The sequence below is a fragment of the Providencia huaxiensis genome, assembly GCF_002843235.3.
Classification (GTDB): Bacteria; Pseudomonadota; Gammaproteobacteria; order Enterobacterales; family Enterobacteriaceae; genus Providencia; species Providencia huaxiensis.
On the sequence record NZ_CP031123.2, the window covers coordinates 4,500,343 to 4,523,955 of the forward strand.

Genomic DNA, 23,613 nt, shown 5'->3' on the forward strand with positions numbered 1-23,613 from the left:
TTCGGGTTGTGAGGTTAAGCGACTAAGCGTACACGGTGGATGCCTAGGCAATCAGAGGCGATGAAGGACGTGCTAATCTGCGATAAGCGTCGGTAAGGTGATATGAACCGTTACAACCGACGATTTCCGAATGGGGAAACCCAGTGCAATTCGTTGCACTATCGTTTGATGAATACATAGTCAAACGAAGCGAACCGGGGGAACTGAAACATCTCAGTACCCCGAGGAAAAGAAATCAACCGAGATTCCCCTAGTAGCGGCGAGCGAACGGGGAGCAGCCCAGAGTCTTAATCAGCATTAGCATCAGGAGAACGGTCTGGAAAGTCCGGCAGTAAAGGGTGATAGCCCCGTATCCGAAGGTGTTAGTGTTGTGAACTCGACGAGTAGGGCGGGACACGTGTTATCCTGTCTGAATATGGGGGGACCATCCTCCAAGGCTAAATACTCCTGATTGACCGATAGTGAACCAGTACCGTGAGGGAAAGGCGAAAAGAACCCCGGCGAGGGGAGTGAAATAGAACCTGAAACCGTGTACGTACAAGCAGTGGGAGCCTTGATTTATCAGGGTGACTGCGTACCTTTTGTATAATGGGTCAGCGACTTATATTCTGTAGCAAGGTTAACCGTATAGGGGAGCCGTAGGGAAACCGAGTCTTAACTGGGCGAATAAGTTGCAGGGTATAGACCCGAAACCCGGTGATCTAGCCATGGGCAGGTTGAAGGTTGGGTAACACTAACTGGAGGACCGAACCGACTAATGTTGAAAAATTAGCGGATGACTTGTGGCTGGGGGTGAAAGGCCAATCAAACCGGGAGATAGCTGGTTCTCCCCGAAAGCTATTTAGGTAGCGCCTCGTGAACTCATCTTCGGGGGTAGAGCACTGTTTCGACTAGGGGGTCATCCCGACTTACCAACTCGATGCAAACTACGAATACCGAAGAATGTTATCACGGGAGACACACGGCGGGTGCTAACGTTCGTCGTGAAGAGGGAAACAACCCAGACCGCCAGCTAAGGTCCCAAAGTCATAGTTAAGTGGGAAACGAAGTGGGAAGGCTCAGACAGCCAGGATGTTGGCTTAGAAGCAGCCATCATTTAAAGAAAGCGTAATAGCTCACTGGTCGAGTCGGCCTGCGCGGAAGATGTAACGGGGCTAAACTATGCACCGAAGCTGCGGCAGCGAACGTATCACTTAAACTGATTAAGTGATACTCAGATGTATCAAAACGATTGACGGAGCGAAGCGACGTCAATGCGTCCAACAAAGTCGAGGCGGAAACGTCAGGCAGTCAGTTTAAGGATACGTTCGTTGGGTAGGGGAGCGTTCTGTAAGCCTGTGAAGGTGTACTGTGAGGTATGCTGGAGGTATCAGAAGTGCGAATGCTGACATAAGTAACGATAATGCGGGTGAAAAACCCGCACGCCGGAAGACCAAGGGTTCCTGTCCAACGTTAATCGGGGCAGGGTGAGTCGACCCCTAAGGCGAGGCAGAAATGCGTAGTCGATGGGAAACGGGTTAATATTCCCGTACTGGTGATAATTGCGATGGGGGGACGGAGAAGGCTAGGCTATCCGGGCGACGGTTGTCCCGGTTTAAGAATGTAGGCAGGTGAATTAGGCAAATCCGGTTCACTACATGCTGAGGTTCGATGACGAGTCACTACGGTGATGAAGTAGCTCATGCCCCGCTTCCAGGAAAAGCCTCTAAGCTCTAGATTATCATTAATCGTACCCCAAACCGACACAGGTGGTCAGGTAGAGAATACTCAGGCGCTTGAGAGAACTCGGGTGAAGGAACTAGGCAAAATGGTGCCGTAACTTCGGGAGAAGGCACGCTGGCGCTAGGTGAAGTCCCTCGCGGATGGAGCTGAAGCCAGTCGCAGATACCAGCTGGCTGCAACTGTTTATTAAAAACACAGCACTGTGCAAACACGAAAGTGGACGTATACGGTGTGACGCCTGCCCGGTGCTGGAAGGTTAATTGATGGGGTTATCCGTAAGGAGAAGCTCTTGATCGAAGCCCCAGTAAACGGCGGCCGTAACTATAACGGTCCTAAGGTAGCGAAATTCCTTGTCGGGTAAGTTCCGACCTGCACGAATGGCGTAATGATGGCCAGGCTGTCTCCACCCGAGACTCAGTGAAATTGAACTCGCTGTGAAGATGCAGTGTACCCGCGGCAAGACGGAAAGACCCCGTGAACCTTTACTATAGCTTGACACTGAACATTGAGCCTTGATGTGTAGGATAGGTGGGAGGCTTCGAAGCGTGGACGCCAGTCTGCGTGGAGCCAACCTTGAAATACCACCCTTTAATGTTTGATGTTCTAACGTTGCCCCATTATCTGGGGTGCGGACAGTGTCTGGTGGGTAGTTTGACTGGGGCGGTCTCCTCCCAAAGAGTAACGGAGGAGCACGAAGGTTGGCTAAGCATGGTCGGACATCATGCGGTTAGTGCAAAGGCATAAGCCAGCTTGACTGCGAGAGTGACGGCTCGAGCAGGTACGAAAGTAGGTCTTAGTGATCCGGTGGTTCTGAATGGAAGGGCCATCGCTCAACGGATAAAAGGTACTCCGGGGATAACAGGCTGATACCGCCCAAGAGTTCATATCGACGGCGGTGTTTGGCACCTCGATGTCGGCTCATCACATCCTGGGGCTGAAGTAGGTCCCAAGGGTACGGCTGTTCGCCGTTTAAAGTGGTACGCGAGCTGGGTTTAGAACGTCGTGAGACAGTTCGGTCCCTATCTGCCGTGGGCGTTGGAAGATTGAAAGGGGCTGCTCCTAGTACGAGAGGACCGGAGTGGACGCACCACTGGTGTTCGGGTTGTCATGCCAATGGCATTGCCCGGTAGCTAAGTGCGGAAGAGATAACCGCTGAAAGCATCTAAGCGGGAAACTTGCCTTGAGATGAGTCTTCCCTGACCCTTTAAGGGTCCTAAAGGAACGTTTAAGACTAAGACGTTGATAGGTTGGGTGTGTAAGCATAGCGATATGTTGAGCTAACCAATACTAATGAACCGTGAGGCTTAACCTGACAACACCGAAGGTGTTTTAGGGATTGAGAGATAGAGTTGTTTTTCAAGAAAGAGTGAGAAGCCGAGAGGCGAAGGACACGCAGCTTGTTTGAGATTGACGTTCTGGTTTAGTGGAGAAAACTAAACGGGAACAAACAGAATTTGTCTGGCGGCAATAGCGCGGTGGTCCCACCTGACCCCATGCCGAACTCAGCAGTGAAACGCCGTAGCGCCGATGGTAGTGTGGGGTCTCCCCATGTGAGAGTAGGGAACTGCCAGACATTAAATTAGTGAAGAAGCCACCCATTGGGTGGCTTTTTTGCGTTTAGGGATATCCTCGGTATTGTGCTAACATGCTAACTATCTTATGTTTTTTCTCTTTTCTCTTTTCTCTTTTCTCTTTTCTCTTTTCTCTTTTCTCTTTTTTATTTCTTTATTCCTGTATTTCTTACGCTATTTCCCCTTCCCCTTTTCATCTCTTTGGCTTATGGAAAGCCATTAATATATCTTTACCGCTGATCGTGGTGAATAGAATTGTTGGAACTAAAGTAGTGAGTAACAGCTCACAGATTATTTTGTGGAAAAGAGAATTTTAAGAATGTCACGTGAGTATTATGGATTGGGTGCTTGTTCATCATGGTGATGAATGACATCACTTGAGTCAAAGTAGTAAGTAACAGCTCACGTATTTTTTAATTAAGTGCAGGTAAGTCAATAAAATCAAATGGGTATAGTGATTTGATAATTATTTATTACCCCAGAGAATGTAATCACTTGAGCCAAAGTAGTAAGTAACAACTCACGTGTTGAAGAGCGCGCGGAGATATAAGTGATGGCTGTGGGGTAAAAAGAGTTAAGAGAGTTAGGTTAGGCAATCGGTAGGTGACTCTTAGTGGCATTGGCTCTGTGAATGAAAATTCTGGATATAAAGTAGTAAGTAACAGCTCACATGTTGAGGTGGGGCGGTGACTGCCGGTGATGGTAGTGGGGTGAGGGGAGCTAGGAGGAGCAATGGAGTGTATCAGTGTGACGAATGGACATTCTAGACGTAAAGTAGTGAGTAACAACTCACAGGTTATTTTGTGGAAAAAAATTTAAGAATATCACGTGAGTACTGTGGACTGGGTGTTTCTCCATCACGGTGATGAATGACATCACTTGAGCCAAAGTAGTAAGTAACAACTCACTTGTTGAGGTGGGACGATGGCTGCTGGTGATGGTAGTGGGGTGGGGAGCTAGGAGGAGCAATGGAAGAAAAGCGGTTGTATTGGCGTCATGAATGGATGTTTTAGATACAAAGTAGTAAGTAACAGCTCACTTGTTTCTTAATTAAATGTAGGTAAGTCAATAAAATCAAACGGATATAGTGTATTGATGATTATCTATTACTCCAGAGAATGTAATCACTCGAGCCAAAGTAGTAAGTAACAACTCACAGGTTATTTTGTGGAAAAGAGAATTTTAATAATATCACGTGAGTACTGTGGACTGGGTGTTTTTCCATCACAGTGATGAATGACATCGCTTGAGCCAAAGTAGTAAGTAACAACTCACTTGTTTCTTAACTAAGTATAGTTAATTTCAATAAAATCAAATAAGTATATTGAGTCGACAATTATCCATTGCTGGGGTGAATGTAATTGCTTGTGGTAAAGCAGTAAGTAACAGCTCACTTGTTATGGAAATATAAAAATATAGCTGGAAGGAAAGTAATAGAATGTAGAAAATAAGGTGGTAGTAATTTTCTAGCTGATTAATTTTTATATAAAATATGAGTTAGATTTATTGATGAAGAGAGTAGGTTAAATAAAAATTATCAATAATATTTATTGTTGAAGATAGGCCGGGAGAAAATATTAATCTAACTTAAACTTAAACTTAAACTTAAACTTAAACTTAAACTTAAACTTAAACTTAAACTTAAACTTAAACTTAAACTTAAACTTAAACTTAAACTTAAATCAATACTATTACTAAGTGGAGTTTAATAATATTACGTTTATTACTTGAATATTTATAATGCTACAAATAGATATAAATATTCTTCATAATTAAAAATGAAGATTAGAAAGTTAAATTATTCATAAAAATGTTATAAAACATATTTATTTAAAATCTAATAAAGGAAATTCTTCTAGTATCTTTTTGAACCACGGTGTGAAAATTTCAGGAGTAAGAACGATCTCTTGTTTTAATTGAGGAAGGCTTACCCACCTTGTAGATGAGACTTCTTCTCTATTTGGTTGAATATATTGGTTATAATAACCAATAAAAATATGGTCATACTCATGTTCAATTAAGCCTCCCTGAACATCTGCTTTATAAATTAAGGAACCTATGTGCGTCAATGGAGTGACAAAACCTAATTCCTCTTGAAGCCTACGTTCAGCAGCTTTCTGAGTATCTTCATTTGGTCTAGGATGACTGCAGCAAGAATTTGCCCATTGTCCCGCTGAATGATACTTATGAAAAGCGCGTTGTTGAATTAGTAGCTCATTTTTCTCATTAAAGATAAATACTGAGAATGCTCGATGTAAGTGACCGAGCTGATGTGCCAATAGCTTTGGCATAACCCCAATAGGTTGGTCATGCTCATCGACTAAAATTAATTCATCTTTCATTTATATTATTTTCCGTTATTAAATGATTGCTCTAGTTTAGTATAATTAAAAATATAAGTTTGCATATTAGAGCTGTTTAATTATAAATATAATTATTTTTAACTCACAGCTATCATAAGGTGATATAGCTGTGAGAGTAAAAATTATTTTTGTTGTAAAACCCAAACTGCAGCTTCAACTCTTGATTTTAAATTGAGTTTTTTTAGTAAATGTTTAACATGTACTTTTACTGTGCTTTCTGCAATATCGAGTTTACGAGCTATCATTTTATTTGATAAACCCTGAGAGATCAGTTCTAAAATATCGGCTTCTCTTGGTGTCAATGAAGCAATATTATTATCATCCTGTGTGGTGTTATCTCTTAGTGATTCAGCAAGCACAGATGCTAATGTTGGGCTGACAACTAACTTACCGCTTGCAGCTTCTTTAAGGGCTACGATAAGCTCTTCAGGCTCCATATCTTTTAGTAAATAACCATCGGCACCTCTTTTTAGTGCATTGACTAAATCATCACTATAATTAGAAACGGTAAAAAGAATAATTCTACCTGATAGCTCTCGCTTCCTAAGTTCATCGAGAGTTTCAAAACCATTCATGCCTGGCATGTTGAGGTCAAGTAAGATAAGGTCAGGATCTTGCTCTTCAGCGATCTGTATGCCAGTTTTACCATCTCCAGCTTCACCGATAACTTGCAATGAAGACTCCAAACTAATCAATTGCTTGACTCCATTTCTTAGCATCGGATGATCATCAATAAGTAGAATGGTTGATTTTTCGTTCACTATATTTGTATTTTCCATAGATGATTTTCCGGTATGTTAAGCGTCAGATAAAGGGAAGGTAACTTTTACCTCTGTTCCACCTTGAGGCCTAGGTGTAATACAACAATTTCCATTAAGGCTTAATGCTCTTTCTCTCATAATAATAAGCCCATAATGGTTAAGTTTATCAGTATTTGACGTGATCCCTGTACCATCGTCAGTAACTGTAATGGTAACAATACCATCATACTGGTTTAATGAAACCTCAGCCCACTTTGCATTAGCGTGTTTTAAAATATTAGTTAATGCTTCTCGGACTATTTGTATTATATGAATAGATTGATGCGGTGAAATACTTTTCGCGGGTAGGTCGTAATTTAAGCCTATTGTATACCCTGTGCGTTCACTAAATTCACTAATAGTACTTTCTAATGAGGGAAGTAAACCCGGTTCCATTAATTTAAGCCTAAATGTAGTTAATAATTCTCTTAACTGGCTATATGCGGTATTAATCTCGCTACGCATTTCTGTTAACAGTTGTTGAGGTTTTTCTGGTAATGGCTCTGGCTGTAATTGCAGATAGCTAATTTGCATTTTTAAACAAGATAAAGATTGAGCAATCGAGTCATGAAGTTCACGCGCAATTGCAGAGCGCTCATCCATGATAAGTAACTGTTGCTGTTGTTCTATCTGGTGCTCCATGGCTAACATACCAGAGATTTGTTTAGCTAAAACAGAAACGAGGCTATTTTGTTCATCTGAAAGTATTTGGTTATCTTCAATCTCCCCAATAATAATGCCATAACGATGCATATTGTCTGATAAATCCCACTGTAAGCTGAGCGGTTTTTCGATTGAAGCTTGTTGTTCTAGCTGCGTTGTATTCACTTCTGATAACCCGGTTGAATGGCAGCATATTTCGTGAAAATATGTTTCGTTGCTTTCTTCATACAACCGTAAACTGAGATTTTTGAGTATGGTAATATTTTCTAGTTCAATAAGGACTTTTTGTAATCGCAAGTAGAGAGGATCTGATGAATGAAGGATTTGGCTTGATTGATATAAGTATGATAACACTTTATTTTTTGTGATTAAGTCTGCAGTTTTCTCTGCAACCCTTTCTTCAAGCTGATGATAACTTAGCGCTAATTCATCCGACATTTGGTTCAGAGTTTCTCCTAACGCATTTAGCTCATCTTGCCTATTATTTTTAGGGTAGCGTTGGCTAAAATCTTTTCGTCCAATCGCATTGACCATTGATAATAATTTAACCCATGGGTAATAAATTTTTTTTCTCAGGTGCCAGATAGTTCCCATCAGTAATAAGAATACTAAACTGATAAAAATCAGTTGTGTCATGGCAACATAAGCAATCTTTCTTTCCGTTTTCTCATCAATGTTATGAACTAATTCATCTAGTTTACTTACAAATGATATAACTTCGTATCTTGCATCATTAGGGGCATTTGCTTCCATTAATGAGGGTTTCAAGATATGTAGCCAGTAATTGTAGAGTTCATCAAATTGAGGCGTTAAATTTTCGATCTTTACAACTTGAGTCAGTTCTGGACTGATGAGGTCAGATTCTAATGCATCGAGATAACGCTGATTCTGGGTATTTAAAGGGACTAGAGAAAGTAATCTGTAGCTCTGCATTCGTAGTGAACCTGATTTATTTATTGCATGAGCATTACCTTGCACACTTATAATCATTCGATTGGAAATCGTCATCCCAATAATTCCTAAGATCGCAATAAGTAGCATTAGGCCGATCACTTGGTTAATGATTGAAAATCGACGATACAGCGTGGGCATGTGTCACTTCCTTAAAAAGTCGTGCTAGTGAACTTAAAATGCATACTTCTAGTATTGTTCATAAAGGTTTGAATATTAAATATACTACTTTGGTAGTAATTTTTGGGATTTATAACAGAATAGTAAATAGAAAATAAAATTCTCCGTTGAGTTTTATCGTGTTATTTATTGATATATAAGATTAAATTTTATTTTGCTGTGAGTGAATTTACGTATTATAGCGTAAATTAAAGATGAGTTTCTTTTGATTTAGATCAGTTTAAATATCGAAGTAAATCAATATGTAAACTAATATACATCGAAAGTATTTTTGATAATCATATCAATGATAGAAAGAAGGGCAGCCCTAATGGATAGAGCTACCTTTTTGTTTTAAGCTTTTTTTAATTTTTTGAATAGTGAGATTATCGCAACAAGGATTAGACCTGTTACTAGCCCAAAAAATAAATTAATTATAGTTGGTAGGATAAAATGCATAGTACTACCAATGATCGGTGTTAAGGTTGCAGTAAACGATATTTCGGTAATCCATTCTGAAATATAGCTGATACCGTGGGTTAGAATACCACCACCGACCATAAACATCGCGGCAGTCCCTACAACAGATAATGTTTTCATCAGATAAGGGGTTGCATAAATCAATGAATTACCAAATTTTTTTAATAAAGATGAAGTTTTCTTCTGTAAATAAAAGCCTAAGTCATCTAATTTGACAATCCCTGCAACTAAGCCATATACACCGATAGTCATTACGATAGCAATGATAGAGAGTACGGCCACTTGGTTGATAAAAGTGGTAGTGGAAACAATGCCTAGTGTGATAGCAATGATTTCGGCTGATAAAACAAAATCAGTACGAATAGCCCCTTTGATTTTTTTACTTTCAAATTCCTTAAGTTGTTCTTCTGATAACTGTAACTGGTTTTGGGAAACAGTATTTTTTACGTTAGAATGCAAGAGCTTATGAGTTATTTTTTCTGCGCCTTCAAAACAAAGGTAGGCCCCACCAATCATAAGTAGTGGTGTGATGGCCCAAGGAATAAAGGCACTGATTAATAACGCTAAAGGAACAAGTATTAATTTATTAATAAATGACCCTTTAGCGACGGACCAAACAACAGGGATCTCCCTATCTGCACGAACACCTGTGACTTGCTGGGCATTTAGCGCGAGGTCATCACCTAAAACTCCAGAGGTTTTTTTGGCTGCCATTTTAGTCATGACGGAAACATCGTCTAGTACAGCGGCAATATCATCAAGTAAGGTGAGTAAGCTACTTCCAGCCACAAGGGTATCCTCAATATTTTTTTAAGGTGTCATTAATGTTTATTAGGTCAGTTAATGGATAATTAGTTCACTACAACATAAGCCATATTTACAAATAAGATAATCCCACTGCAGTTGAAAAGTCTGAATTTTGAATTATTAAATTTTTATGACAATGGAACCAATATGATTTTTTCGTTTCTAAACTATTAATTTTAGTAAAATAACATACAGTTATCTACTATCTTACTTTATGTTTGGTTTAATTATTTAGTTTATAAATAATTTTTAATAGATTGGTATAGGGTTATAATACATGTCTTCTCAGCCAGTTTTGAGTATTGTCGTTGCTGTATATAACGGTGAAAAATTTTTACCTCAGTTCTTTGATAGCTTAATCGCACAAAAATTAGAAAATTGGGAACTGATTGTTGTAAATGATGGCTCTAAAGATAAAAGTGAAGACATCATTAAGTCTTATGCAGATAAATTTGTACATTTGAAAGTGCTTTATCAAGAAAACCAAGGTGTCTCAGTTGCTCGCAATACAGGGATGGTTGAGGCCACCGGGAAATACATTACATTCCCTGATATTGATGATGAAATTAGCTCACAAATGTATGGGCGCTTATTAGAAATCGCATTATCAAATAATCTCGATGTTGCAACCTGTAATGGGACTTATGTTTACACTAATGGTGATGCCCCAAAGGCAATTTTTCCACCGAATAAAGTCCCGTCAACTGGTGTCATTTCAGGCCCTGAATGGCTTGAAATTGGCTTAAGCTCTCGCAAGTTTTTGCATGTAACTTGGCTGAATTTATATCGTTTAGACATGTTGCGCGAACACAAGTTTTTCTTTGAACCCAAATTACATCACCAAGACATTCCTTGGACAACAGAAGTGTTGCTCGTGGCAAAGCGCGTGCAATTCATCAATGAACAATACTATCGATATTTAATCCATAACCAATCTGTTTCTCACTCATTGAGTGGTGATGAACGTTCAGTCCGTAAGATAAAAACCTATTTGAAAATTATTGATATGCTGTTAAATATTTACCAGCGTTATCCTGAACAAGTTAAACAAGCACCGGCTTGTCTATGGCAGGTAGGAAAAGAAGGCTTAGGGGTGATTCAAGCGCTATTAGCTATCAAATCACCAGATGTACAGAAAGAAATGGTACAACTATTTTTTGATAAGGGTTATTGGCAAATTGTGTGGGCACATGCAACTACAGTAAAATTAAAATGGCGATTAATTAGGCGCTACACAAAGCTAAAAGAAATTATCAAATCATAATTTACGGAAAAGGTAGCTATTTTAATAGGCTACCTTTTTTGTTTTCTATTTTTCTAATTGCTTTAGAGAAGCAATAAACATATCCCATAACTGTGGGTTATCTAACTTTGTTGCAACTTGTGTGTGGCAATCTGCTTTAGCGGGGTGGCGAAAGTCAGTCACGGTCATACCTGTTGTTAAAGCGCCCTGTAGTTCGATATCAATCGGGGCTTTAATCGTTTCCATTATGGATGGGTCGATAACATAAGCAACAGCACATAGGTCATGAACTGGAGCATGGTCAGTATAGCCATTACGTCTGCGGTAACCAGCAGTGTAGTAATTTAGGGACTCAACAACAAAATCACTTACAGGTGTGTTTAACGCAGCAATTGTTTCCATTATTTGGTCGTCTGGCCTTGCTTGGTGTGTAAGGTCTAGCCCAATCATAGTGATAGGCCAAGTTTCATTAAATACGATATGAGCCGCTTCAGGGTCTATAAGGATATTGAACTCAGCGACTGCAGTACGGTTACCTGTATGGTAGCCTCCTCCCATTAATACCACTTCTTTGACTAACTCTACAATTTCAGGTGCTTTTCTTACTGCCAAAGCAATATTTGTGAGTCCTCCAATCGGGACGAGAGTCACCGTTTTAGGGGGATGTGACTTTAGCGTATCAATAATCAAGTCAACAGCATGGCGCGGATCAATAGGTAATTTAGGTTCGGGGAGGTGAGTGCCGTCAAGGCCTGTTGTACCGTGAACTTCTGGGGCTGTCTGAATGGTTCTCACGAGTGGTCGAGAGCAACCCGCAGCGATAGGGATATTATTTGCACTAACGAATTCCATAATTGCGCGTGCATTATGAGTGACTTTATCTAAAGTTTGGTTTCCAACGACAGTCGTTACCGCAAGTAACTCTATATTTGAATTGCCTAATGCTAAGAAAATTGCCATTGCATCATCATGGCCAGGGTCACAATCGATAATAATTTTATTTTTAGACATTATTTCTCCTTTTCTTAGGTTATTTACTTTTGATTAACATAATATAGGGATGAATTTATTTTTATGTGACGTAAGTTCTATTTTCATGAATGCTAATGTAATGAAACTATTCATTAGGGTAACTAATGAGGAGTGATGTGATTAACATATTAATAACAATCGTGTTGAGTTTATAAAGATAATGTGTTCTTTATGTAGTTTTAAGCAATATAAATGAAACCGCCTAGAGGGTTTTTATTAACGAGTTAATGATTGAGGAGGCAGAGTGGAGAACTATCTAGAAAGATTACCTGATGTTATTGATTCTGTTGCAACTAATCAGTTTTACCCTAATTTATTATCATGGTTGTCTTCACTTATTGCATTCGATAATGCGATTGTTTACTCCTTTGAAAAAGGAGCGCCACCCCGATTTCTTTCCAAAGTAGAGCGCCGTAATAGCGATAGTATTAACAGAATCTATCAACGAGGTGCTTATTTAATGGACCCATTCTACCAAGAAATCCAAAGAGGAGGCGCTTCCAAAGTGTTAACACTAAAAGAACTCGCACCTAAAGGATTTTATCATACGGACTATTATCTCAATTTTTATCGCAAAACAGGGTGGTGTGATGAGGCTGGGCTGTTATTAGATATTTCAGATGATAGGCAATTAGGTATTTTTTTTGGTAATGAAGATAGGCCTTTTTTCTCGGAAAAATATACGCAAGCGCCACTTAAAGATGCCTTCGATATCATTCGTAGTATGGTCAAACTTCATAAAGATATTTCTCCTTCTTCGGTGTCGAATCACTACCAAAATACAGATATGCAAACACGATTTGGGCTGACCCCCAGAGAGTGTGAAGTTGTCGAGTTAATTTTAGCGGGTAAAGGCTCACCACAAATTGCACAGGCGCTTTTCATTAGTTTAGGGACAGTGAAAAATCACCGTAAGAATATCTATCAAAAGTTAAGTATTAACTCACAAGTCGAATTATTTAACTTATTAATGAATAGGCTGAGTTAAGTACAAATTATCGTAATATATTGATTTGATATGGTTTTATGGGATGCTGTCTTTTTTGTTATTACGTTATTTTTTTTGATTTTGTCTAGATGGTCTTAATGAACTAAAATTAATAAACAATATTGTTAATATGAGAATGGTTTGTTAATTGGTTGATTTTTTTGGTTGTTTAATATTTTTTGTGAATTTCGTTACTATTTAAATATTCTACTTGGCTCACATTTGTTAACTTTATGTTTCGAATGTCCCTAAAGGGCTATGTAATTGTTAATGTAAGGTTAAGATAATCGGGTTATCGAAAGATACTAAATAGGGTATCCATAATGAATAACCAAGTAGAATCATTGACTTACTATGCTGCAACTAAGAAGTATGACTTACGTTTTCCGACATTAAAGGAAGATCTTGATGTTGATGTCGTGATCATCGGTGGCGGCTTCTCCGGGATCCATACCGCACTAGAGCTATGTGAGAAAGGGATCACCAATATTGCTATTTTGGAAGGGCGTCATCTTGGCTATGGTGGTTCAGGGCGAAATGGCGGCCAAGTGATGGCAGGCATTGGTCATGATATCGATGCAATTAAAAAATATGTTGGGCCAGAGGGTTTAGAAACGATTTTTAAACTCAGTAATATGGGCGCGGGGATCATGCGTGATCGCATCGCTAAATATGATATTGATGCAGACTTTTGCCGTGGTTACGCATACTTAGGAAGCAACAAGCGCCAAGAAAAGACCTTACGTAACTGGTTAAAAGACGTCAAGTCAGTTGATCCTGATGAAGAAATTGAATTTTACAGTGGTTCAGAACTAAAACAGATTATTGGTTCCGATGCTTATACCTGTGGTATCAAGCACATGGGTGGTGGCCATGTCCACTCATTGAATTTATTATTGGGTGAAGCGAAAGCGATTAGTGAAATATATGGCGCTAAAATATTTGAAAATAGCCAAGTATTAAATGTGGAGTATGGTAATACCATCAAAGTTAGAACTGCGATGGGAACAGTTAAAGCACAGAAAATGCTATGGGCTTGTGACTCATTTCTAAATGGTCTTGAGCCGACGCTTTATCCTAAAACCATTAATACTTACGCATATCAATTAATGACTGAAGAATTGCCTGATGAATTAATTGAGCAAATTAGCCCAATCCGTGGTGCTTATAGTGATATTCGCCCCGTTATAGATTACTACCGAGTAACGAATGAAAATCGCTTATTATTCGGTAGTTCAACGCATTTTCTTGAATACATTCCATCTGATCTTAAAGCATGGAATCGTAATTTAATGCTAAAAGTCTTTCCTTACCTCAAAGATGTCAAAATTGAACTAGCTTGGGGTGGACCGATGGCATGTAGTGCAAATTTATTTCCACAAATTGGCTCATTACCACAACATAAAAATGTGTTTTATGCACAGGGCTATTCAGGTTTTGGTGTTACGCCTAGCCAGATTGTGTGCAAAGTCTTGGCTGAAGGGATGGTAGAAGGTTCTCATCGTTATGACTTAATGAGTTCTATCCCGCACGCTAATATTATTGGTAAAGATAGCATGCGTAATGTGATTGTTTCACTGGCAAAAATAATGCATCAGACATCCGGTTATTGGCAAGGTCGCCGCTAATTCGTTATCCACTTAACTAGTTTATTTAAATCGATTAAAGGTAAAAATTATGATCAGTCCATTACTGTTAAACAAACCACTGCCAGAACTATTAAATATTGGTAGTGTGACAAACTTAGGTTCTGTGGTTGTTGAAGGCGACCCTCAAGCGAGTGTTGCGATGATCCACGGTGAACCAACGGATAACCTGACCTGCGGTATTTTTGCTTGTACTAAAGGTAAGTTTAAAATGGTATATCCATTTGATGAAATGGCGACAGTTCACGAAGGTTCGGTGAAGTTAACGGATGTGAAAACCGGTGTGACGGTTGAATACCATAAAGGCGATACATGGTTTGCTGCGAAAGGTACTGAAGTTTTATGGGAAATTGAAACACCACGCTTCGTAAAACACTACTTAGCTTGTGTAAATGCCTAATTAATTTCTATTTAGTGGAGTGATAACAATGAGCGAGTTAAGCCTATTACCAGAAGTCAGTGAGTTTTTGAAGCGCCAGCACGGTCATTTTATCAACGGGTTACCGGTTTCTGGCAAGGGCGATACTTTTTTTGATGTTGTTAACCCAGCCACAGAACAGGTTATCGCGAAAGTAAAAGAAGGGACCTTAGCAGAAGTGGATGCCGCAATGAATGCAGCTCATACTGCGTTTAAAGGGGTTTGGGCAAATACCACACCAATGGAAAGAGGGAATTGCTTAAACCGCCTTGCTGACTTGCTTGAAAAGCACCTTGAAGAGTTAGCCCAGTTAGAGACGTTATGTTCAGGCAAAACCATTCAATTATCTCGTTTTCTTGAAGTGGGGTCATCTGCGCAGTTCTTGCGTTATTTTGCTGGTTGGGCGACAAAAATCAGCGGGGAAACGTTGAATGTTTCATTGCCTTCTTTTAATGGTGAGAAATATTCTGCATTTACTCAGCGTGAACCCGTTGGTGTTGTAGCCGGTATCATTCCTTGGAACTTTTCTATTATGATTTCCATTTGGAAATTAGCCGCGGCTTTAACATGCGGTTGTACGATTGTGTTGAAACCAAGTGAATTTACGCCACTAACTATGCTCAGAGTGGTGGAATTAGCAAAAGAGGCAGGGATCCCTGACGGTGTCATTAATATCGTGAATGGCGGTGGTCGTGAGGTTGGGCCCGCACTGATCCATCATCCGCTTTGTTCTAAAGTGACATTTACGGGGTCTGTACCGACTGGGCTGGCGGTAGGGCGTTCAGCGATGGAAGGTAAATTAACCCGAGTCACACTTGAACTTGGTGGGAAAAACGGCGCTGCATTCTTAGCTGACCTCTCGGTTGAAAAAATTGTTAATGGGATTATTGAAGCGGGATATCTAAATCAAGGACAAATTTGCGCAGCTGCTGAGCGGTTCTATATTCCCTCTAAATTGATGGATGAAGTATTAGCGGAACTAAAAACACGTTTGTCTGCGATGAAAGTGGGTTCTCCATTAGATGAAACAACCGAGATGGGGCCGCTGGCAAATAAAGCGCATTATGAAAAAATCTTAGCTTTGTTTGAAAAGGCTCGCGAAGAGGGTAGTGAAATTATTTATGGTGGCCAGCCAGTTGCAGGTGCTGGGTATTTTGTGCCTCCAACCATTATTCGTGCTAATAGCCCGGATGATGTATTGATGAAAGAGGAAACATTTGGGCCAATAGGGACTTTCTTGAGTTACGATGATGAAGAAGAACTTATTGAGATGATGAATAGCACTCCGTTTGGTTTAGCTGCGAGTTTATGGACAAATGATCTCAGTAAAGCAATGCGCATGATTTCACGCATTGAAGCGGGAACCGTATGGGTGAATATGCATACTTTCCTTGACCCCGCAGTGCCATTTGGTGGCATTAAGTCATCAGGTATTGGTCGTGAATTTGGTAGTGCCTTTATTGAGTATTACACAGAGTTAAAATCTGTCATGGTGCGTTATTAGTGTTCGATTTATATTTAATTAATCAACATTTCCCGGCCACCGTGCCGGGTTTTTTGTATTTTATAGCTATCGTTGCTTATTCGTGGTTATGATGAAAGCTCGTTATTATTCATTATGGGTAACAGTATGAAGAAAGTGTTGATTACAGGTGCTAGCCGAGGGATTGGTCGAGCTACAGCGATTAAATTGGGCAGCCTTGGTATGCATGTACTGATTAACTATAAAAATCACCAGCAAGCGGCTGATGAAGTTGTGCAAGAGATTCAATCTGCGGGGGGGATTGCAAATGCACTGCAATGTGATATCAGTGATGAAAATGATGTTGTTAAATTATTTGCAACCATCAAAGAACAATATGGTGACTTAGATTACTTAGTGAATAATGCCGGAATTTTATTTCAGCAGTGTCGTACAGAGATGCTGACTGCAGAGCGCATTAATCAGGTATTAGCCACGAATGTCACCGGATTACTGATTTGTTGTCGGGAGTTTATTAAACACGCCTACCATTTTAATCAATTCAAAGATAAAGCCATTGTGAATGTTTCATCTGCAGCTGCGCGTTTAGGTGCTGCAGGGGAATATATTGATTATGCCGCTTCTAAAGGCGCTGTAGATTCAATTACAAAAGGGTTATCACTTGAGCTTGCAGAAGTAGGAATACGTGTTAATGGCGTTCGACCCGGCTATATTTATACTCAAATGCACAAAGATGGCGGTGAGGAAGGTCGAGTTGACCGTGTTGCTTCGCAATTACCGATGAAAAGAGGGGGAGAACCACATGAGATTGCTGAAATCATCGTATGGCTGTTAAGTGGTGCATCTTCTTATGTTACAGGTTCAATTATTGATGCGGCGGGTGGCCGTTAGATTCATTATCATTTTTCTTGGCGAATGATAAACCCTGATGATACAAGCTCGGTGCGGTTTGTCACATTCGCTTTAGTGAAGATATTGCGTAAGTGAGTCTTCACTGTTGATAGTGAAACTCCCAATAATAAGGCAATTCGCTTATTACTTGCGCCTTCCCGTATTAAATGGATGATTTCTTGTTCTTTAGGGGTATAAGAGACTAGCGAGTCGGGTAACACATCGAATGTCATTAGTTCAGCGACAGGCAAGATAGCATTTAATCGCATGATTTCTTGCTGGCTAAATGGACTGTCTCGCAGCACCGAAATCCCCGCAATAATTTTATTTTTACGGCGAATAAATATTTCTGCCATATCAGTCATGTTATTCGGTTGCATAAAATCATGGAAAAAAGCCTGATTTTGCTGACGTATTTCAGAATCCATTCTCACTAAGCGTAAGTCATCACTGCGAAAATGGTCGGGGTGCAAAGGGTCTAATTGGTGAAAATAAGTGAGATATTCTTCGTGCATTTTTGCTGGGATCCCATGAAGAACGTAGTTATCTGGCTGGCAATGATCATTCACGAGGTAATACACCAAAGCAGAAACTGGAATAATATGTGCAATGGTATTTAGGCAGCAATCAATTAATGTTTGTTGATGAGGCTCGAATAATGGTGAATTCATCATATTCCCTTGTGTATTAATCGAATTATTATCATGCTCCTTAATGCCATTAACATAAAGTAAACGTATTAATAACGTGAGGTTGATAGCAGTATTTAAAACGCATAAAAACTCCACAAATATTGATTGGTAGCTTTTTGGTATCTTTAGAGGATTATTTATTAATATATTAATGAGTTAATTGCTTGCTACATATTGATATTACTTTAATTATTTTTATTTCCTCTCAAAGTGTGGGTACTTTTCGTGAGTTAAATTTTATTTCCCCTCTCTCTAGGTATCGTTCTTTAGAACGATAGCAGCCTGTTTAGGCTTATTTCTATAGTGGATGTGTAGTTACTTTGTTTTTACAAAAAATTCACATTCATGGCTGGGTAGAGAGTGAGAGGGATGTAAAATGAATTTATCCTCAAAATTGTCGACACATTTAGAAAAAGGGAAAGTTGGCTTTCCGACCACATTGGCGAGTTCTGCCGGCTTGATTATGGCTAGCCCCGTTATTTTAACCGTTACGAGTGGATTCGGTATAGGTGGTGATACGTTTGCCCTAGCCGTGCTACTTAGCTTCATTATGATGCAAGCTCAGCTAACCACATTTTCGGAGGCTGCAGCCATTCTACCAACGTCAGGCTCAGTATATGACTATATCTCTTGTGGGATGGGGCGGTTTTGGGCGATAACTGGCGCGCTTTCGGCTTATTTGATTGTGCATGTGTTTGCAGGAACTGCCGAAACGATCCTTTCTGGAATTATGGCGCTTGTTAATTTTGAGCATCTCAATACTGTCTTAGAAACCAGTAATTCGTCTTGGATGGTCGGCGTGGGATTAGTTGTCGCGTTTGGGATTTTAAATGCATTCGGCATTGAAGCCTTTGGTAAGGTTGAAGTTGTACTGACATTCGCCATGTGGTCTACGTTAGTGATTTTTAGTGTGAGTGGTTTGATATTGCCCTTTCATGTCGATATGGACGGCTGGTTTGGTCAGCCACTCAATACTGACCCAACATTGATTCTCAGCTTTGTTGGTATGGCGATGTTCATGTTTGTTGGGTGTGAGTTAGTGACACCAATGGCGCCTGAAATTAAAAATTCCGCTAAGGTGATCCCTCGCGCGATGACAACGGGCCTATTTTGTGTCGCGCTCTGTATGGTGTTATTCGGTGCAGCTTTAGCGAACCAAGTGGAAAATGTGGTCGTTGACCCGCAAACAGGCACACGTTTACTGGAAACACCAATGGCAATCCCTGCATTTGCTGAAATTGTGATGGGTGAGTTTGGGAAGTATTGGATAGGTGTCGCATTATTATTGGCTGGTGGAGCAACCATTAATACGTTAATGGCAGCGGTTCCTCGTATTCTTTATGGAATGGCGCTTGATGGGGCATTACCACGCATCTTTGCTTATTTACATCCACGTTTCAAAACCCCAGTATTCGGCATTTTAGTGGCCGTGATGATCCCGTGTTTGCATGCTTTTGCTATTCAAGGCGACCTTGACCGTATCATTCCATTGGTACTGGCGGCGGTGTGTTCTTGGGGAACGGCTTACTTGCTGGTAACGATTTCAGTGGTGTTATTGCGTATTCGTCGTCCTGACTTACATCGTGCTTATCGTTCTCCTTTTTTCCCTATACCGCAAATTATTTCGAGTGTCGGAATTATTTTAGCTATTGTGTACATTACCCCACCGGGTATGAATAAATCGGATATCTATATTCCTTTTGCCATTATGTTAGGTTTAACCGCAGGGTATGCATTAATTTGGACCGTTTTCGTGCAGAAAGTTAACCCATTTAAACCCGTAGATGTTGAATCCGTTTTATCAAATTCCTTTGCCGATGAAGAAATGGAAGGAGGCCAACTTGAGCCATTACGTCACCTCGCCTAAACCGTCTTTGTGGGAAAAAATCGGTAAGCTCACTCAGCAACGTTTGCCTGCCGGATATCAAATAGGATTGACACTTAACCGTGTTGAAAAGGACATGGCGCCTTATCCATGTGAGTGGGGAGCACCCGGAGAGCTCCTTGTACAGCCTCAACCGGAGTTAACCATTGAGGTGACAGAGCGACCAAAAAAGTTGTTTCTCGCTTTCATTGTGTATAGCCGTTTTGCGGTGTCAGGCCAATGCACAGATAATATCAATGCAAAAATTGAAGTAAAAACCCGAGGGAGTATAAAGAAAAAACATATCCATTTCGTCTCAAAACAAATGGATGGACAGAGAGTTATTGAATGGCTGAATGAATACCCCATTATTAGGCAAACATTAGAAGAGCTGGAATTTAATCATTGCGAAATAGAGTTTAGCCATGGTCGTTGGCGTTGTGAAATCGAGCCTTACACCGCATCAGAAATGGTGAGCCGTATTCCTGCGACTCGCCGTTATTTGAGATTAGTACAAAAACAACGCTATTATTTATTGAGTGCGCTGCAGTTAATTAACCAATTGGTGGAAAAACGTGCTGTGAGCCATTGAGTTTAAAAGAGTTTTTTGATAGTAATAATTATTATCAATTGACTCGCTGGAATTTGATGTGAAATCTTTGCCTCTTTTAGGTTGTATGTTGCTGTCATCTACTGCAATGGCAACGCATTCTGACTGCATGCGTTTATCTGAGCTTTCCTTTGTTGAAGGGCTGCATGATAGCGAGGGCCATAGTTGCTTATCTTTTGAAGTATCACAGCAAGATTTTATAAAACAACGTGGTGAAGGCCTTTCCAAGGTCCTGTTATTGGACTCCAATAAACAGCCTGTGCGTGCATTGCAAGAGTATGGCTCGGTGCGAGAACCCCATAGCGCAGACTATGTCGTATCAGAAAATGGGGTTTATTATTTAGCATTGAATGGTGAGCCGGGTAAACCTTGGCAGTTAAAGTTTGATATCAGCGAGTACCAACCTTTAGCCATTAAGAAAGATAATGAACCTATTAGCCCAATGCTACAAAGTTTACTTGATGAACATTATCAAAATGGCGATACAAGCGCATTTTGGCAAGCTGTCGCCGCGCAAGGAACACCACTGGTTGAGGTGTTTTCAAATCGACAAAAACGCGTGACATTTCTTTGGCGAGGCGCGAAAGCAAATGCTTATATTCTAGGGGCACCGTCGGGTAATCACGAAAGAATGGCCCACTTGGCGGGAACGGATATTTGGTATCGTTCTTTTATCATTCCTAATGATACGTTATCGCAATATAAAATTGCACCGGATATCCCTTCTGTGCCAGAGGGCGGCTTTGCTCAACGTAAGGCGATTTTAGTCACTGCGCAGTCAGATCCTTATAATTCTCACGTTATTCCTTCGCAAAGTGTAGATAAATATAACCGTTTTTCGTTGTTATCATTAGTACCGAATATACGCCAATGTCATTTCTCTGATGTAGAAAACAGGCAGATGAAAGGCCATTTAGAGACATTTACGTTGGCGAGTCAGGTATTAAAAAATAAAAGAAAAATAACGGTTTACCAGCCTAATATCCCAATGGAAACCCCTGCACTATTGGTGCTATTGGATGGCCAAATTTACCTGCAAAACTATCAAATGGATAAATTCTTTGATAAGTGGATGGATCAAGGGAGTTTCCCAGCGATGAATATTGTGTTTGTGGACAGCATCAATTCAGCGCGTCGTGGTGATGAGCTTCCTCCTAATGATGCGTTTCCTAAGTTGCTGGCGGATGAACTTATGCCTCAGCTCGCGGAAATGGGAGTTCAAGCACCTGCAAGCCATACGATTATTGCAGGTTCCAGCTATGGAGGGCTTGGGGCGACATGGAATGCGTTACAGTACCCGGAAATTTTCGGTAATGTCATTAGCATGTCAGGATCTTACTGGTGGGCTCCGAAGGATAAAGACCCTGAATGGTTAATTCGTGAAATTGAAATGATGCCAACACAACCGATCCGTTTTTTCCTTGAGGCTGGCCTATTTGAACAACGTGGTAGTTGGGGGGGAATTATTCAAAACCACTACCGGTTATTCGATGTTCTAAAACATAAAGGTTATCAAGTTGATGCCATTGAACTCCCTAGTGGGCACGACTACGTTTCTTGGTGTGAAACGCTTTATGAGGGAACAAACCAACTTGCGTCACAATGGTAAATAGCCCTAACGCTCATTCATAAAAAGCAGCTTATATTTAGCTGCTTTTTCACATTTATGACAAACGTCTTCATTTCGCCATAAAAGCGTCATTCAACTGTCATCTGGCTCCTTTAGCATGCCTTTCATTATTTGAAATATACATCTTCTATTTTCATTATTGATTGGCAAGGAAACAGTTATGACTGGTAATTTTATGAAATCCCTTTTAGCTGTCACGGTAAGTACTTTAATTTTAGGGAGTACAGTCCCTGCCTACGCGGCTGATAAAAATGATGCGGTGTCAGAAAACCGTGCGGCGCAAGGTGATATCACCAAATTTGGTGGCGCGCGTCGTTTAGCGACAGAGCAAACTGATATCATGAAAGCGGCACTTCACAATGGCCAAGCCAAAAATGTGATTTTATTTATTGGTGATGGTATGGGGGACTCAGAGATAACTGTTGCTCGTAACTATGCAGAAGGCGCTTCAGGGTTCTTTAAAGGTATCGATGCGCTGCCAATTACGGGTCAGTACACCCATTATGCATTAGATAAAAAAACACAAAAACCCGACTATGTGACTGATTCTGCCGCGTCTGCCACTTCGTGGTCTTCCGGTGTGAAAACCTACAATGGCGCATTGGGAATTGATGTATTTGGTAACGACCATGAGACATTAATTGAGATAGCTAAACGTAATGGTAAAGCTACAGGTAACGTCACAACTTCCGAGATTCAAGATGCAACGCCTGCTGCGCAATTTTCGCATGTGAGTGCGCGTAAATGTTATGGCCCTGAGGAAACAACAGAAAAATGTGCGACTAACGCGCTAGAAAATGGCGGTCGTGGTTCAATTTCAGAGCAACTGTTGGTAACTCGCCCAGATGTCACACTTGGTGGTGGCGCTAAGAGCTTCAAGCAAGAAGCAAAGGCGGGTGACTACAAAGGTAAAACGTTGGAGCAACAGGCGATTGAACGTGGGTACAATATTGTGCGAGATGCTAAATCATTAGACAGCATTAAAGTCGCAAATCAAGACAAACCTGTTCTTGGCTTATTCCACGATGGCAACATGACGGTTGCATGGGAAGGCCCGAAAGCGGTTCATTATGGTAATATCAACAATGCGCCGTTAGAGTGTAAACCGAACGCTAAGTTAGACCCTAATGCGCCAACATTAGCTCAAATGACGAAAAAAGCGATTGAACTGTTAGAAGTTAACCCGAATGGTTTCTTCTTACAGGTTGAAAGCGCTTCTATCGATAAGCAAGATCATAAAGCAAACCCATGTGGCCAAATTGGTGAAACAGTTGCTCTCGACCAAGCTGTACAAGTTGGCTTAGATTTCGCTAAAAAACATGGTGATACATTAGTTATTGTGACAGCTGACCATTCACATTCAAGCCAAATTATTCCAGAAGGCACAAAATCAACGGGCTTAACGCAAGCGTTGATTACTAAAGACGGTTCTGTGATGGTAGTGAATTACGGTAACTCTGAAGAAGATGATTCTCAAGAGCACACCGGTGCTCAGTTACGTGTGGCGGCTTATGGCCCACATGCGGCAAACGTAATGGGTCTAACTGACCAAACTGATTTGTTCTTTACCATGCGCGATGCAATGGGATTGAAGCAATAA

The 23,613-nt window shown here is 40.5% G+C and carries 16 protein-coding genes and 2 rRNA genes; 12 read left to right on the plus strand and 6 right to left on the minus strand.

Annotated elements, in window-relative coordinates; all coding sequences use genetic code 11:
- Positions 1-12 precede the first annotated feature (12 nt).
- Positions 13-3,034: ribosomal RNA gene (locus CYG50_RS22395) — 23S ribosomal RNA — on the plus strand.
- Between the two features lie 145 nt (positions 3,035-3,179).
- Positions 3,180-3,295, plus strand: a 5S ribosomal RNA gene (gene rrf, locus CYG50_RS22400).
- A gap of 1,824 nt (positions 3,296-5,119) precedes the next feature.
- Here the strand turns inward: rrf and idi are convergent.
- The 4 genes from idi to CYG50_RS22420 all read right to left on the minus strand — a co-directional run bounded on the left by idi (position 5,120) and on the right by CYG50_RS22420 (position 9,498).
- A complete protein-coding gene (gene idi, locus CYG50_RS22405) occupies positions 5,120-5,635 on the minus strand; it encodes an isopentenyl-diphosphate Delta-isomerase (protein WP_102140312.1) in 516 nt (171 codons plus the stop codon).
- 143 nt (positions 5,636-5,778) lie between these two features.
- Positions 5,779-6,435, minus strand: coding sequence for a two-component system response regulator NarL (gene narL / locus CYG50_RS22410; protein WP_102140311.1), 657 nt, complete (start codon positions 6,433-6,435; stop codon positions 5,779-5,781).
- An 18-nt stretch (positions 6,436-6,453) separates the two neighbouring features.
- Positions 6,454-8,211 (minus strand): nitrate/nitrite two-component system sensor histidine kinase NarX, encoded by a 1,758-nt coding sequence (narX, locus tag CYG50_RS22415; RefSeq protein ID WP_102140310.1) that lies wholly within the window; start codon positions 8,209-8,211, stop codon positions 6,454-6,456.
- Between the two features lie 372 nt (positions 8,212-8,583).
- Positions 8,584-9,498, minus strand: a complete 915-nt coding sequence (locus CYG50_RS22420) for a DUF808 domain-containing protein (protein ID WP_102140309.1) — start codon at positions 9,496-9,498, stop codon at positions 8,584-8,586.
- A gap of 295 nt (positions 9,499-9,793) precedes the next feature.
- On the opposite strand from CYG50_RS22420, the gene CYG50_RS22425 reads away from it, so the two are divergent.
- Positions 9,794-10,780 carry a glycosyltransferase gene (locus tag CYG50_RS22425; protein ID WP_102140308.1) on the plus strand — a complete coding sequence of 329 codons (987 nt, stop codon included), beginning with the start codon at positions 9,794-9,796 and terminating at the stop codon, positions 10,778-10,780.
- A gap of 45 nt (positions 10,781-10,825) precedes the next feature.
- On the opposite strand, the gene uriH is transcribed toward CYG50_RS22425, so the two are convergent.
- Positions 10,826-11,770, minus strand: coding sequence for a uridine-preferring nucleoside hydrolase UriH (uriH, locus tag CYG50_RS22430; RefSeq protein WP_102140307.1), 945 nt, complete (start codon positions 11,768-11,770; stop codon positions 10,826-10,828).
- Between the two features lie 265 nt (positions 11,771-12,035).
- Between uriH and CYG50_RS22435 the strand changes: the two genes are divergently transcribed.
- The 5 genes from CYG50_RS22435 to CYG50_RS22455 all read left to right on the plus strand — a co-directional run bounded on the left by CYG50_RS22435 (position 12,036) and on the right by CYG50_RS22455 (position 17,217).
- Entirely contained in the window at positions 12,036-12,779 is a 744-nt protein-coding gene (locus tag CYG50_RS22435) for a helix-turn-helix transcriptional regulator (RefSeq protein WP_102140306.1), read from the plus strand.
- Positions 12,780-13,102: 323 nt separating this feature from the next.
- Complete coding sequence (locus CYG50_RS22440) at positions 13,103-14,407, plus strand: NAD(P)/FAD-dependent oxidoreductase (RefSeq protein ID WP_102140305.1); 1,305 nt, start codon at positions 13,103-13,105, stop codon at positions 14,405-14,407.
- A gap of 49 nt (positions 14,408-14,456) precedes the next feature.
- Complete coding sequence (locus tag CYG50_RS22445) at positions 14,457-14,825, plus strand: cupin domain-containing protein (protein WP_102140304.1); 369 nt, start codon at positions 14,457-14,459, stop codon at positions 14,823-14,825.
- 28 nt (positions 14,826-14,853) lie between these two features.
- Complete coding sequence (locus CYG50_RS22450; RefSeq protein ID WP_102140303.1) at positions 14,854-16,347, plus strand: aldehyde dehydrogenase family protein; 1,494 nt, start codon at positions 14,854-14,856, stop codon at positions 16,345-16,347.
- A gap of 126 nt (positions 16,348-16,473) precedes the next feature.
- Positions 16,474-17,217 (plus strand): SDR family oxidoreductase, encoded by a 744-nt coding sequence (locus CYG50_RS22455; RefSeq protein WP_102140302.1) that lies wholly within the window; start codon positions 16,474-16,476, stop codon positions 17,215-17,217.
- Between the two features lie 8 nt (positions 17,218-17,225).
- Here CYG50_RS22455 and CYG50_RS22460 read toward each other — a convergent pair whose 3' ends face one another.
- Positions 17,226-17,888 carry a helix-turn-helix transcriptional regulator gene (locus CYG50_RS22460; protein WP_102140316.1) on the minus strand — a complete coding sequence of 221 codons (663 nt, stop codon included), beginning with the start codon at positions 17,886-17,888 and terminating at the stop codon, positions 17,226-17,228.
- 397 nt (positions 17,889-18,285) lie between these two features.
- Here CYG50_RS22460 and CYG50_RS22465 point away from each other — a divergent pair, with 397 nt between their 5' ends.
- From CYG50_RS22465 to phoA, 4 genes are all read left to right on the plus strand, one after another.
- Positions 18,286-19,776: an APC family permease gene (locus CYG50_RS22465; RefSeq protein ID WP_102140301.1), complete on the plus strand. Its 1,491-nt coding sequence runs from the start codon at positions 18,286-18,288 to the stop codon at positions 19,774-19,776.
- Positions 19,751-20,365: a DUF3156 family protein gene (locus CYG50_RS22470; RefSeq protein WP_232368226.1), complete on the plus strand. Its 615-nt coding sequence runs from the start codon at positions 19,751-19,753 to the stop codon at positions 20,363-20,365. The genes CYG50_RS22465 and CYG50_RS22470 overlap by 26 nt, the downstream gene beginning before the upstream one ends.
- Positions 20,366-20,423: 58 nt before the next feature.
- Positions 20,424-21,992 carry an alpha/beta hydrolase-fold protein gene (locus CYG50_RS22475; RefSeq protein ID WP_232368227.1) on the plus strand — a complete coding sequence of 523 codons (1,569 nt, stop codon included), beginning with the start codon at positions 20,424-20,426 and terminating at the stop codon, positions 21,990-21,992.
- A 181-nt stretch (positions 21,993-22,173) separates the two neighbouring features.
- Complete coding sequence (gene phoA / locus CYG50_RS22480) at positions 22,174-23,613, plus strand: alkaline phosphatase (protein WP_102140299.1); 1,440 nt, start codon at positions 22,174-22,176, stop codon at positions 23,611-23,613.

Coding starts and splice junctions, on each gene's coding strand:
- CYG50_RS22445 (WP_102140304.1), top strand. CDS start 14,457: ATGATCAGTCCATTACTGTTAAACAAACCACTGCCAGAACTATTAAAT.
- CYG50_RS22460 (WP_102140316.1), bottom strand. CDS start 17,888: ATGAATTCACCATTATTCGAGCCTCATCAACAAACATTAATTGATTGC.
- CYG50_RS22450 (WP_102140303.1), top strand. CDS start 14,854: ATGAGCGAGTTAAGCCTATTACCAGAAGTCAGTGAGTTTTTGAAGCGC.
- idi (WP_102140312.1), bottom strand. CDS start 5,635: ATGAAAGATGAATTAATTTTAGTCGATGAGCATGACCAACCTATTGGG.
- narX (WP_102140310.1), bottom strand. CDS start 8,211: ATGCCCACGCTGTATCGTCGATTTTCAATCATTAACCAAGTGATCGGC.
- CYG50_RS22455 (WP_102140302.1), top strand. CDS start 16,474: ATGAAGAAAGTGTTGATTACAGGTGCTAGCCGAGGGATTGGTCGAGCT.
- CYG50_RS22440 (WP_102140305.1), top strand. CDS start 13,103: ATGAATAACCAAGTAGAATCATTGACTTACTATGCTGCAACTAAGAAG.
- phoA (WP_102140299.1), top strand. CDS start 22,174: ATGACTGGTAATTTTATGAAATCCCTTTTAGCTGTCACGGTAAGTACT.
- CYG50_RS22425 (WP_102140308.1), top strand. CDS start 9,794: ATGTCTTCTCAGCCAGTTTTGAGTATTGTCGTTGCTGTATATAACGGT.
- uriH (WP_102140307.1), bottom strand. CDS start 11,770: ATGTCTAAAAATAAAATTATTATCGATTGTGACCCTGGCCATGATGAT.
- CYG50_RS22465 (WP_102140301.1), top strand. CDS start 18,286: ATGAATTTATCCTCAAAATTGTCGACACATTTAGAAAAAGGGAAAGTT.
- narL (WP_102140311.1), bottom strand. CDS start 6,435: ATGGAAAATACAAATATAGTGAACGAAAAATCAACCATTCTACTTATT.